Genomic DNA, 12,429 nt, shown 5'->3' with positions numbered 1-12,429 from the left:
GGCACGGGTCGGAGCCTCCGGCGGGAATATTTCTGGCAAGATGAAGCCGGGGGTCCGGTTTGATCTGGAGGCGGGCGCATGCTGAGGCTGGAAAAACGACGCCAGCCGTCGCGCGGCTGGGCCTGGGCGACGCCACTGCTGGCGGTGCTGGCGACGCTGGTGTTCGGCGGGCTGCTGTTCGCGGCGCTGGGCAAGGACCCGCTGGTGGCGTTGCAGACGATTTTCTATGACCCGCTGCTCGGCGAGCACGCGTTTTTCTATCGCCCGCAATTGCTGGTCAAGGCGGCACCGCTGATCCTGATCGCCACCGGGCTGAGCCTGGGGTTTCGCGCCGGGATCTGGAACATCGGCGCCGAGGGGCAATATATCATCGGGGCGATCTGTGGCGCCGGCTGCGGGCTGGCGTTTTACCCGATGGAGGGCTGGTTCATCTTTCCGCTGATGGTGATCTGCGGGGCGCTGGGTGGCTTCCTCTGGGCGATGATCCCGGCACTGTTGAAGGTGCGCTTTGGCACCAACGAAATCCTGGTCAGCCTGATGCTGGTCTATGTGGCCGAGCAGCTTTTGGCCTCGGTGTCCTTGGGATTGCTGAAGAACCCGCAGGGATTCGGGTTTCCCGGCAGCCGCAATTTGCAGCAATATGACAGTGCCCATAACGCCGAGATCTTTGCCGGGACCGGCATGCATTGGGGCGTGGCGACGGCGCTGATCGCGGTGATATTCGGCTATATCCTGCTCAACCGGCACCTGCTGGGATTTCACATCCGGCTGACCGGCGAGGCGCCGCGCGCGGCGCGCTTTGCCGGTGTGATTCCGGCACGGCTGGTGGTGTTCTGCCTTGGCGTCGGCGGTGCCCTGGCCGGGCTGGCGGGGCTGTTCGAGGTCTCGGGCCCTGCCGGGCAGGTCAGCATCGATTTCAATGCCGGTTATGGCTTTACCGCGATCATCGTCGCCTTTCTCGGGCGGCTGCATCCTGTCGGCATTCTGCTGGCCGGGCTGCTGATGGCGCTGACCTATATCGGCGGCGAGATCGCGCAATCCACCCTGGGCCTGCCCGCCGCGGCGATTCAGGTGTTCCAGGGGATGCTGCTGTTCTTTCTGTTGGCGGTCGACGTGCTGACCAATTACCGGCTGCGATTTGGCGGGAGGGTCAAGGCATGATGTGCGAGACGCCAAAGCCATCCTATCCTGGTGCAACAAGGATTTTTGCGATGGGATTCTCGGATGCGGTTTTCGATGCGCCGTTCGATACGACGTTCAGATCGGACCAGGCTGGCGGTCCTCCTCGGGCTGAGCCCGGTTTCGGCCCAGGCCCTGCAGGGCAATTCGGCCGGGCAAGGCCAGGCCGGACCCAGCACACAACGGAGGACGCAGCATGGATTTGAGCGCCATCAACCCGGTCCTGCTGATCGCCTCGCTGATGGTCGCGGCGACACCAATCCTGCTGGCCGGGATCGGCGAGCTGGTGACCGAACGCGCCGGGGTGCTGAACCTCGGGGTCGAGGGGATGATGATCACCGGGGCGATCTGCGGCTTTGCCGCGGCCGTGATCACCGGCTCACCCTTGCTGGGCTTTGTCGCGGCGGCACTGGGCGGCGCGATGCTGTCGCTGCTGTTCGCATTTCTCACCCAATATGCGCTGGCCAATCAGGTCGCCTCGGGCCTGGCGCTGACCCTGTTCGGGCTGGGGCTATCGGCGCTGCTGGGCCAGGGCTATGTCGGGATCAAACCGCCCGCGACGCCGCGCATCGACATCCCGTTTTTGACCGATCTGCCGGTGGTCGGACGAATCCTGTTCGGCCATGACCTGATGGTCTATTTCGGCATCGCCCTGGTCGCTGCGGTCTGGGCCTTTCTGCGCTACAGCCGCGCCGGGCTGATCCTGCGCGCGGTGGGTGAAAGCCACGATGCCGCCCATGCGCTGGGCTACAAGGTGCGCCGGGTGCGGGTGCTGGCGATCATGTTCGGCGGCGCCTGCGCCGGGCTCGGCGGCGCCTATGTCAGCCTGATCCGGGTGCCGCAATGGACCGAAGGCATGACCGCGGGCGCTGGCTGGATCGCGCTGGCGCTGGTGGTATTTGCCAGCTGGAAACCCTGGCGCGTCCTGCTCGGCGCCTATTTGTTCGGCGGTGTCACCGTGCTGCAGTTGAACTTGCAGGCGGCGGGCCTTGCGATTCCTGTCGAATACCTTTCCATGAGCCCATACCTGATCACGATCCTCGTGCTCGTCATCATGTCGGCGGACAAGAGCCGCGCCCCGGCCGCACTTGGCCGGATATTCCACGCCGCGCAATGAGGCGGGATCAAAATAACTGAAGGGAGTCCATTATGAAGATGAACAAACGTAGCTTCCTGGCCGGAACCGCCGCGACCCTTGCGCTTGTCGCATCGGGCGCGATGGCGGCCAGCCATGCTGAAAAGCTGAAGGTCGGATTTGTCTATGTCGGTCCGATCGGCGACGGCGGCTGGACCCATGAGCATGACAAGGGCCGCCAGGCGGTCGAGGCGGAATTCGGCGATGCGGTGGAAACCGTGTTTGTCGAAAGCGTGCCCGAGGGCCCGGATGCGGAACGGGTGATGACCCAGATGGCCCTGGGTGGCGCCAAGCTGATCTTTACCACCTCGTTCGGCTATATGGACCCGACGATCAACGTCGCCAAGAAATTCCCGGATGTGAAATTCGAACACGCCACCGGCTATAAGACCGCACCGAATGTCGGCACCTATAGCGCCCGCTTTTATGAAGGCCGCGCGGTGCAGGGCACGATTGCCGGTCGCCTGACCAAAAGCAACGTTGTCGGCTATATCGGCTCTTATCCGATCCCCGAGGTGATCCGCGGCATCAATTCGGCCTATATCCACGCCAAGAAGGTAAACCCGGATGTGACGTTCAAGATCGTCTGGGCCTTTACCTGGTTCGATCCGGCGAAAGAGGCCGATGCGGCCAAGGTGCTGATCGAACAGGGCGCCGACGTGATCCTGCAGCACACCGATTCCACCGCCCCGCAGGCGGCGGCCGAGGCGGCGGGCAATGTCTATACCTTTGGTCAGGCCTCGGACATGGCAGAATTCGCACCGAAACCGCGGGTCTCCTCGATCATCGACAACTGGGGCCCCTATTACATCAAGCAGACCAAGGCGGTGATGGATGGCACCTGGGTGAGCGAGATGACCTGGGACGGCATCGGCGCCGGCATGGTCGGCATTGGCGAGATCACCGACGCGGTGCCCGCCGACGTGAAAGCCGAAGCGCTGGCGCTGAAAGACAGCATCGCCTCGGGTGCCTATCACCCCTTCACCGGCCCGCTGAAGAAACAGGACGGATCGGATTGGCTGGCGGCGGGCGAAACCGCCGATGATGGCACCTTGGCGGGGATGAATTTCTACGTCGAAGGCATCGAAGGCAGTATTCCGCAATAAGCGCGGTCACAGCAAAGCAAAGGCCCGGTGATCACCTCACCGGGCCTTTTTCTTTGCGGGGCTGTCCGACCGCAGCTTGCCGGGTTCCGACGCTTGCGCCTCAGGCGCTCAGCCGCTCAGGGACATAGTCGTTCTGACGTTCCATAAGCACATGGTATTGCGCCGGGATATCGCGCAGCGAAATCATCCCGACCAGTGCCCCCTCGCGCACCACCGGCAGATGCCGGAAGCCGCCGCCGAGCATCACGCCCGCCGCTTGCGCCACCGAGCTTCCGGCGTTGATGGTTTCGGGCTCGGCGGTCATTGCCTCGCGCACCCGGATGGTTTCTGGCGACAGGCCGCACCCCACGACCCGGCCAATCACGTCGCGTTCGCTGACGATGCCGATCAAACGGCCATTCTCGACAACCGGCAGGGCGCCGATCTGATGTTGGGCCAGACGCGCGCAGGCTTCGCTGACCGGGACGTCGGGGGCGATCTGAAAAAGACTGCGCCCACGGATAATATCGGAAATATTTTTGGCAGACATGTTGGCAGACATGATTATCCCTCACTTTGAATTGACGTGAGGTTACCCGGAAACTGTAACAGCGCCGAGTCAGGAATTCCTCACCCTCTGCGCCCCGGCTTTTGGATTGGCTGCATCCGTGCCATATTCCAACGATGGATGACCTGTTCGACGTCTTGATAATCGGTGGCGGGGTGGCTGGAGTCGCCGCTGCCGCGCGGCTGTCACCGCTGGGCAAAACACTACTGGTTGAGAGTGAACCGGCACTCGCCTACCACGCCTCGGGGCGCTCGGCTGCGATGTTCCTCAAGGCCTATGGCAATCCGGCGGTGCGAGCGCTGAACGAGGCCAGCGAGGATTACCTGACCCGCTCGGACACTGGCATATTATCGCCGAGGCCGGTTCTGTTGATCGCCCGGCCCGGCGAAGAGGTGGCATTTCAGCGCGAATCGGCCGAATTCGGCTTTACCCGGATCAGCCTGAAAGAGGCCCGGGCGCTGGTGCCGATCCTGCATCCGGACCGGGTGGCACTGGCGGCATGGCGCAAAGATTCCTCGGCCCTCGACACCGATCTGCTGATCCAGAATTTCGCGCGCACGGCACGCGCACATGGCGCCGAGCTGCGCCTCAACGCGCCGGTCAGCGCCATCAGCCGCGACGGCGCCCTGTGGCGGGTGCGGGCCGGGGCGCAAGAGGTCCGCGCCCGGCGGTTGGTGAATGCTGCCGGGGCCTGGGCCGATCCGGTTGCCGAAATGGCCGGGGTCCCAGCAATCGGCATCACCCCATACCGCCGCTCGATGGCGCAGATCCCGGCACCCGGCGAGCTGGACCTCTCGGGTTGGCCATTCATCGACGCGCTGGGTGAGCGCTGGTATGCCAAGCCCGATGCCGGCAAGCTGATCGTCTCACCCGCCGAGGCGCATCCGATGCCGCCGCATGACGCCTTTGCCGATGACATGGTTCTGGCCGAGGGGTTGGCCCGCTATGAGGAGATGGTGACCGAACCGGTCACCCGGGTCGAACACAGCTGGGCCGGGCTGCGCAGCTTTGCCCCCGACCGGGCGCTGGTGATCGGGCCGGATCCCGACGCGCCGGATTTCCTGTGGTTTGCAGGCCAGGGCGGCTATGGGTTTCAGACCGCCGCCGCGGCCAGCCAACTGCTTGCCGATCTGGCCGATGGCCGTCCGCCGTCCCTGCCCGCCGCCGTTGTCACCGCCCTGTCGCCTGCCCGCTTTCGCTAAGCCGCTTTCCTGACCGGAGGGTCTCGCCATGTTGGCCCGTCTCGCCACCGCCTGCCTTGCCCTCGCGCTGATCGCCAGTTGCGGTGGTGAAGGCGAGAGTCGCAAAGCCCCGCAGATCCGCCCGGTGGCGGGGTTGCCCGCGCAATTTGGCGATGCAGATCCGCATGACTGGTCGGGGCGCACACCGGCCAGCTACCCGGTGCATGGCACCGATGTGGCGCGGTTCCAGGGCAAGGCCTATTGGGATCGCGCCGCCAAGGCCGGGATGCGCTTTGCCTGGATCAAGGCGACCGAGGGCGGTGACCGGCTGGACGAACGGTTTCACGAGAACTGGCGCGGCGCCGGCCGGGCCGGGATCGCCCGGGGCGCCTATCACTTCTATTACTGGTGCCGCCCGGCCATCGAACAGGCGCGCTGGTTCATTGCCAATGTGCCGCGCACCAAGGGCGCCTTGCCGCCGGTTCTGGACATGGAATGGACGCCGTTTTCGCCGACCTGTACCGAGCGCCCGCCCGCCGAAGCGGTGCGCGCCGAGGCCAGGGTATTCCTCGACGCGCTTGAAGCCCATTACGGCACCCGTCCGCTGATCTACTCGACCCCGGATTTCTTTGAGCGCAACCGGATGGATCTGCTGCGCGGCACCGAATTCTGGTTGCGCTCGACCGCCGGTCACCCGGCACAGACCTATCCCGGCCATCGCTGGACGTTTTGGCAATACAGCGGCACCGGATTGGCGCCGGGATTCTACACCAGGGTCGATCTGAACCTGTTCAACGGCTCGGCGGTGGGGTTTGAGAAATGGCGGCTCCGGCGGCAGCAATAGACCCGCAATCTGATCCCGATCAAGGCGCGCGATATCCCGGATATGTTCTGACAGCGGTGAAACCGACAAGGAGCCGCAGATGTCCTGGCGTGACAAACTCGAACAGACCAAATCCCAATTGCGGGTGCTGAACAAGACCATCCCCGACGCCACCCGTGCCTTTGGCGGGCTGACCAAAGCAGTCAAGACGGGCAGCGCGCTGGATTTCAAGACCAAGGAATTCGTCGCCCTGGGCATTGCCGTCACCAAGGGCTGCGAAAGCTGCATCGTTCTGCATGTCGACACGCTGATCCGCAGCGGCGCCAGCCGCGACGAGGTCGGCGACGCATTGGCGATGACCCTGCAGATGGGCGGCGGTCCGGCGATGATGTACGCGGCCAAGGCGCTGGAATGCTTTGACGAGCTGGCCGCCGCCTAGAGAAACTGGCCGGGATCGGAGGGGGCGCTGCCCCCGCCGCGCCTGCGGCGCGACTCCCCCGGAATATTTAGGGCAAGATGAAGCCGGGAAAGGCCTCAGCCATCCTTGCGGATGCTGGCATTGGCGGGGTCATAGGGGCTATCTTCGGTCACTTCGGCGTCCCAGAGGACGTTGAACATCCTGAGTTTCAGCTTTTGCCCCGGCTGCGCCAGATCGGGACGGACATAGCCCATGCCGATGCTCTTGCCGAAGGCCACCGAATAGCCGCCCGAGGTCAGGCGGCCGATCTTTTCGCCGTTGTGATACAGCGCCTCACGGCCCCAGGGATCGGCATCGCCGGGCCCGTCGATCAGCAGGGTGACGCAGGTCGCGCGGTGGCCGGTGGCCAGCATCGCGGCCTTGCCATGATACTCCTTGTCGAGATCGACAAACCGGTCGAGCCCGGCCTCAAGCGGGGTGGCGTCGCGGCCCAGTTCGGTGCCAAAGGCGCGATAGCTCTTTTCCTGCCGCAGCCAGTTCTGCGCCCGTGCCCCGACCAGTTTCATCCCCTGCGGTTCACCGGCGGCGATCAGCTGATCCCAGAGGTGGTTCTGCATCTCTATGGGGTGGTGCAATTCCCAGCCCAATTCGCCGGTATAGGCCACCCGGATCGCCATCACTGGCACCATGCCAAGTTCGATCAGGCGCATCGACAGCCAGGGGAAGCGTTTGTTACTCAGCGCCGTCGCCGGATCGGCATCGCGGATCAACGCGCCCAGAACCTCGCGCGATTTCGGCCCGGCAATGGCGAAAACGCCCCATTGAGTGGTGACGTCCTGAAGTTCGATACGGCCGAATTCCGGTTCCATGTCTTCGATCGCCTTGCGCAGGTAATCGGAATCATAAGCGGTCCAGGCGCCGGCGGAGACCAGATAATATTCGTCATCGGCCAGCCGGACGATGGTGTATTCGGTGCGGGTGGTGCCCGATCCCATCAACGCATAGGTCAGGTTGATCCGCCCGACCTTCGGCAATTTGTTGGTGGTGAACCAGTCCAGGAACGCCGTCGCGCCCGGTCCCTTGATGATGTGCTTGGTAAAGGCGCTGGCGTCGATCAGCCCGACGCCCGCACGCACCGCCTGCGCCTCGTCCACCGCATGGCGCCACCAGCCGCCGCGCCGGAAGCTGCGCGCGGCGTGGTCGTCAAAGTCAAGCGGCGCGTAGTAATTCGGGCGCTCCCAGCCATTCACCTGGCCAAATTGCGCGCCTGCGGCCTTTTGCCGGTCATAGGCGGGCGAGCAGCGCAGCGGCCGGGCGGCGGGACGTTCCTCATCCGGGTGGTGCAGGATAAAGACGTGCTCATAGGCCTCTTCGTTCTTGGCGACCGCGTATTCGGTGGTCATCCAGGCCCCGTAGCGTTTCGGATCAAGGCTGGCCATGTCGATCTCGGCCTCGCCCGCCACCATCAGCTGCGCCAGGTAATGACCGGTGCCGCCGGCAGCGGTGATGCCAAACGAGAACCCTTCAGCCAGCCACATGTTGCGCAGACCCGGCGCCGGGCCGACCAACGGGTTGCCATCCGGGGTATAGCAGATCGGGCCATTGAAATCGTCCTTCAGTCCGACATTCTCCGACGACGGCAACCGGTGGATCATCGACAGATATTCCGTCTCGATCCGATCCAGATCGAGCGGGAACAGATCGGCACGGAACGAGTCCGGCACGCCATAGGCAAAGCGCGCCGGGGCGCCGCGTTCATAGGGGCCGAGGATCCAGCCGCCGCGTTCCTCGCGCACATACCATTTGGCATCGGCGTCGCGCAGGACCGGATGTTCGCCGCCGCCCTGGGCGCGATAGGCGACCAGCGCCGGATCGGGTTCAGTGACGATAAACTGATGTTCGACCGGAATCGCCGGCGTCTTGCTCCCCAGCAGCCGCGCCGTGCGTTGCGCGTGATTGCCGGTGGCGGTGACCACATGCTCGGCGCTGATCACCACGTGTTCGTCAGAGGCCACCAGATTGCCGCCGCGTTCGATCATCTTGGTGCAGGTGACCTGCCAGGCGGAGCCGGTCCAGTGATAGCCATCGACCTGCCAGCGCCGTTCGATCGTCACGCCGCGCTGACGAGCGCCCTTGGCCATCGCCATGGTGACATCCGCCGGGTTTATATAGCCGTCCGTCGGATGGTAGATCGCGCCTTTCAGGTCGTCGGTCCGCACCAGGGGCCAGCGGTCCTTGATCTGCTGCGGCGTCATCCATTCATAGGGCACCCCGGCGGTTTCGGCGGTGGCGGCATAGAGCATATACTCATCCATCCGCGCGTCACTCTGTGCCATCCGCAGGTTGCCGACGATGGAAAAGCCTGCGTTCAGCCCAGTCTCGGCCTCAAGAGATTTATAGAATTCGACCGAGTATTTATGAATATGGGTGGTCGCGTAGCTCATGTTGAACAGCGGCAGCAACCCGGCGGCATGCCAGGTCGACCCCGAGGTCAGCTCGTCACGTTCCAGCAGCATCACATCCGACCAACCGGCCCGCGCCAGATGATAGGCGATCGAGGTGCCGACGGCACCGCCGCCAACGACAAGGGCTTTGACATGGGATTTCATCGCGGGCGGCTCCGGTTCTGTTGGGCAGGATCAGATATGCCCCTGAACGCGCGTCAAATGCACCTGTCATCCGACCGATGATGATCCAAAACCGACCAAGCGCGCCGGCTGCTCGGGCGTCACCCGCTGGCGCTGTCAGTCGAAACTGCGGGTACAGCGCTGATTGCCGTTCTCGATAACGCAGATGAGGCTGTCACGCATGGGCCCGCCCGCCCCACCGCTGATCGAGCGCTGCATCTGAACAAAGCCATCACCGCCGGTGTCGATACCGGTCTGGCTGACGACGCGCACCTCCGGCCCGGACCGCAGCAGCGCCGCGATGCCGAAGGCCAGCGCCAGCACCGCGAGAGCGGCAATCCCGAAGCGGGAAAAATTGCGCGAATTGATTGGCATATCCTGATCCCTTTTCTGACTGGTGGCGCGCTGTGGCCTTGACTGGCGTCAAGCCTATTGGACAAATTCGCCCAAAATGTGAAAACAGCCGCAGGCCGATGGACTTGTTTGGCCCGATGGCGCAGTTGAACCGACTGAATGGCACACCAGTCATTCCGTATTGTGGAATTTAAGCCCGCTGATCGGACAATTCGCCGCGTTCGCATGGAATTTTAGAGCGTTTTTGCACTGTCCTGTCGGGTTTCGAGACTATATCAACACGCGAGAGATGGCCCCGATACCGCGAATCCGCGCCGGGGTCGAAGCAAAGGAGACCGCGTCAATGAAGGTGCTTGTGCCTGTCAAACGTGTGATCGACTATAACGTGAAGGTCCGTGTCAAATCGGACGGCAGCGGTGTCGATCTCGCCAACGTCAAGATGTCGATGAACCCATTCGACGAAATCGCCGTCGAAGAGGCGATCCGCCTGAAAGAGGCCGGAAAGGCCGAAGAGATCATCGTCGTCTCGATCGGCGTGAAACAGGCGCAGGAAACCCTGCGCACGGCCTTGGCCATGGGCGCGGACCGCGCGATCCTGGTTGTTGCCGCCGATGACGTGCATCAGGATATCGAACCGCTCGCGGTTGCGAAAATCCTCAAGGCCGTGATCGACGAAGAAGCGCCGGGCCTGGTCATTGCCGGGAAACAGGCGATCGACAACGACATGAACGCCACCGGCCAGATGCTGGCGGCGCTGACCGGCTGGGCGCAGGCGACATTCGCCAACGACCTGAATGTCGAAGGCGACACCGCCTCCGTAACGCGTGAAGTCGACGGCGGCCTGCAGACCATCAAGGTCAAGCTGCCCGCGATCATCACCGCAGACCTGCGGCTGAACGAACCGCGCTACGCCTCGCTGCCCAACATCATGAAGGCCAAGAAAAAGCCGCTGGATGAAAAGACCGCGGCCGATTATGGCGTCGATGTCAGCCCGCGTTTGGAAATCGTCAAGACGACCGAACCGGAAACCCGCAAAGCCGGTGAAATGGTGCCTGACGTGGACACGCTGATTGCCAAACTCAAAGAGAAGGGGATCGTGTAATGGCCGTTCTTCTGCTTGCCGAAGTGAATGATGGCGCGCTGGCGATGGACGCCACCGCCAAGGCTGTGACCGGCGCCAAAGCCCTGGGCGATGTCACCTTGCTCTGTGCCGGGGCCTCGGCTGCCGATGCCGCCAAAGAGGCGGCGACGATTGCCGGTGTGTCCAAGGTGCTGGTCGCCGAAGACGCGCTCTATGGTCATCGCCTGGCCGAACCCGTCGCGGCGCTGATCGTGTCGCTGGCCGGTGACTACAGCCACATCGCCGCCCCCGCCACCACCGACGCCAAGAACATCCTGCCGCGCGTTGCCGCGCTGCTTGACGTGATGATCCTGACCGACGTGACCGCGGTGATCGATGCCGACACCTTCGAACGTCCGGTCTATGCGGGCAATGCGATCCAGACGGTGAAATCCAAGGACGCGACCAAGGTCATCACCTTCCGCACCTCGACCTTTGATGTCGCGGGCACCGGTGGATCGGCCGCAGTCGAAGCCACCGCAACCGCTGGCGATCCGGGCCTGTCGGAATGGCTCGAAGACAAGGTCGCGGCCTCTGACCGCCCCGAGCTCACCTCGGCCGGGATCGTCGTGTCCGGCGGCCGTGGCGTCGGGTCCGAAGAGAACTTCAACCTGATCGAAAAACTGGCTGACAAGCTGGGCGCCGCCGTCGGCGCCTCGCGTGCGGCGGTCGATTCGGGCTATGCCCCGAACGATTGGCAGGTTGGTCAGACCGGCAAGGTCGTGGCACCGGACCTTTATGTCGCCGTCGGCATTTCCGGCGCGATCCAGCACCTCGCGGGGATGAAGGATTCCAAGGTCATCGTCGCGATCAACAAGGACGAAGAGGCGCCGATCTTCCAGGTTGCCGACTACGGTCTGGTTGCCGATCTGTTCGACGCGGTGCCGGAGCTGGTTGAAAAGCTCTGATCCGGCTGATCCCGGTCACTTGATCTGATGAACGGGCCCGCTCTGTCGGGCCCGTTCGCGTTTTCGCGCTAGGCCGGGGCCAACATCGCCCGCAACATTGGCGCCAGGGCATCCGCCGTCTCGACATGCGCCGCCGGACCCAACAACCCCGCCGCCACTGCCGCCTCGGCCTCGCCAAACACCATGCCCGCGCCGCCCGCCGCCAACGCCGCCGGGCTGACCACCACCTGAACATTTGCCGCCGGTTGTGGCGTCAGCGCCTGCACCATCGGCGCGGTGACGAAGAGCGGATCGCGCCAAGCATCCGGTGTCCCCCCGCTCGCACTGCCCCCGCTCGCGCTGCGCGGATCACAGGGCGGATGATCCGCCAGCCAGAGCAACAGCACCGGGCCGTCGATCTGACGGATCAGCTCGGACATCCGCGCCACCCAGGCGCGCTGCAGTTCCACCACCAGCTGCGCAAAGCGCTCGCCGCCGCCCGACGCCAGCAGGCGCAGCAGATGCCGGGTGAAATTCACCTCGGCCAGATCCAGATCCGGATAGGTCTGGCGCAGCAACGGCGTCGCCTTGAGGAACCGGTCATTGCGGCGCGGATGCACCGAATAATAGCGATTGTTGAAATTCTGCGCCCCCGGCACCTGCAGCACGGTGATCAGGGCCTGGCGTATCGCCGCCAGCACAACCTCGTCCTGCAGATAGGAATCGGCCCCGGAATTGACCCGACCGAAATTCACGCAGGGCACCCCGATCCGATCCTCGACAAGCGCCGGGAACGGCCGCGGAATGAACCGTCCAAAGGTGTCGGTGCCGCCAAGGAAAGCAATGTAATTGCCCTCGATCCGCCGGCGCGGCCCGCGAAACCGGCTTTTCGATCCGTCATAGCAATATGAAAAGTAATCGAGCGCCTCGTCGCGCCGCATCTCGTAGGTCATCGACCCCACCGCCAAATCGCCTCACCCGCGCCTGTTGTTGCGCAAAATTGCTAACGCCCGCCTAACCCGCGCGGCCTGCCGCCCTTGTGGCCCGCCCCC

At 64.0% G+C, this 12,429-nt stretch carries 12 protein-coding genes; 8 read left to right on the top strand and 4 right to left on the bottom strand.

Translation table 11 applies throughout. From position 1 onward, the window contains the following. Nucleotides 1-78 precede the first annotated feature (78 nt). From P1U48_RS04540 to P1U48_RS04530, 3 genes are all read left to right on the top strand, one after another. Nucleotides 79-1,161, top strand: a complete 1,083-nt coding sequence (locus P1U48_RS04540) for an ABC transporter permease (RefSeq protein ID WP_301067651.1) — start codon at nucleotides 79-81, stop codon at nucleotides 1,159-1,161. Nucleotides 1,162-1,375: 214 nt separating this feature from the next. Continuing rightward, nucleotides 1,376-2,296, top strand: coding sequence for an ABC transporter permease (locus P1U48_RS04535; RefSeq protein WP_301067650.1), 921 nt, complete (start codon nucleotides 1,376-1,378; stop codon nucleotides 2,294-2,296). Between the two features lie 32 nt (nucleotides 2,297-2,328). Beyond that, nucleotides 2,329-3,420, top strand: coding sequence for a BMP family ABC transporter substrate-binding protein (locus tag P1U48_RS04530; protein WP_301067649.1), 1,092 nt, complete (start codon nucleotides 2,329-2,331; stop codon nucleotides 3,418-3,420). A gap of 100 nt (nucleotides 3,421-3,520) precedes the next feature. On the opposite strand, the gene P1U48_RS04525 is transcribed toward P1U48_RS04530, so the two are convergent. After that, nucleotides 3,521-3,949 carry a CBS domain-containing protein gene (locus P1U48_RS04525; protein ID WP_301067648.1) on the bottom strand — a complete coding sequence of 143 codons (429 nt, stop codon included), beginning with the start codon at nucleotides 3,947-3,949 and terminating at the stop codon, nucleotides 3,521-3,523. A gap of 134 nt (nucleotides 3,950-4,083) precedes the next feature. On the opposite strand from P1U48_RS04525, the gene P1U48_RS04520 reads away from it, so the two are divergent. The 3 genes from P1U48_RS04520 (at nucleotide 4,084) to P1U48_RS04510 (ending at nucleotide 6,410) form a co-directional block, all read left to right on the top strand. Next, nucleotides 4,084-5,169, top strand: a complete 1,086-nt coding sequence (locus P1U48_RS04520) for an FAD-dependent oxidoreductase (protein ID WP_301067647.1) — start codon at nucleotides 4,084-4,086, stop codon at nucleotides 5,167-5,169. Between the two features lie 28 nt (nucleotides 5,170-5,197). Further along, entirely contained in the window at nucleotides 5,198-5,992 is a 795-nt protein-coding gene (locus P1U48_RS04515) for a GH25 family lysozyme (protein WP_301067646.1), read from the top strand. 79 nt (nucleotides 5,993-6,071) lie between these two features. Then, a complete protein-coding gene (locus tag P1U48_RS04510) occupies nucleotides 6,072-6,410 on the top strand; it encodes a carboxymuconolactone decarboxylase family protein (protein WP_301067645.1) in 339 nt (112 codons plus the stop codon). A 95-nt stretch (nucleotides 6,411-6,505) separates the two neighbouring features. Here the strand turns inward: P1U48_RS04510 and P1U48_RS04505 are convergent, their stop codons facing one another. Both P1U48_RS04505 and P1U48_RS04500 read right to left on the bottom strand, forming a co-directional pair. Continuing rightward, nucleotides 6,506-8,998, bottom strand: a complete 2,493-nt coding sequence (locus tag P1U48_RS04505; protein WP_301067644.1) for an FAD-dependent oxidoreductase — start codon at nucleotides 8,996-8,998, stop codon at nucleotides 6,506-6,508. A 135-nt stretch (nucleotides 8,999-9,133) separates the two neighbouring features. Further along, complete coding sequence (locus tag P1U48_RS04500; RefSeq protein ID WP_301067643.1) at nucleotides 9,134-9,391, bottom strand: hypothetical protein; 258 nt, start codon at nucleotides 9,389-9,391, stop codon at nucleotides 9,134-9,136. 322 nt (nucleotides 9,392-9,713) lie between these two features. On the opposite strand from P1U48_RS04500, the gene P1U48_RS04495 reads away from it, so the two are divergent. Together P1U48_RS04495 and P1U48_RS04490 are read left to right on the top strand one after the other, a co-directional pair. Next, on the top strand, nucleotides 9,714-10,472 hold the full coding sequence (locus tag P1U48_RS04495; protein ID WP_301067641.1) for an electron transfer flavoprotein subunit beta/FixA family protein: 759 nt from the start codon (nucleotides 9,714-9,716) through the stop codon (nucleotides 10,470-10,472). Next, the gene (locus P1U48_RS04490) at nucleotides 10,472-11,398 is read left to right on the top strand and encodes an FAD-binding protein (RefSeq protein WP_301067639.1); all 927 of its coding nucleotides are present in this window, start codon (nucleotides 10,472-10,474) and stop codon (nucleotides 11,396-11,398) included. The genes P1U48_RS04495 and P1U48_RS04490 overlap by 1 nt, the downstream gene beginning before the upstream one ends. Before the next feature lie 68 nt (nucleotides 11,399-11,466). On the opposite strand, the gene P1U48_RS04485 is transcribed toward P1U48_RS04490, so the two are convergent. After that, the gene (locus tag P1U48_RS04485) at nucleotides 11,467-12,330 is read right to left on the bottom strand and encodes a DUF6473 family protein (protein ID WP_301067637.1); all 864 of its coding nucleotides are present in this window, start codon (nucleotides 12,328-12,330) and stop codon (nucleotides 11,467-11,469) included. Between the last annotated feature and the right edge of the window lie 99 nt (nucleotides 12,331-12,429).

The sequence above is a fragment of the Pseudooceanicola sp. genome, assembly GCF_029213205.1.
Lineage (GTDB): Bacteria > Pseudomonadota > Alphaproteobacteria > Rhodobacterales > Rhodobacteraceae > Pseudooceanicola.
This window is presented reverse-complemented; position numbering and strand designations above follow the sequence as displayed.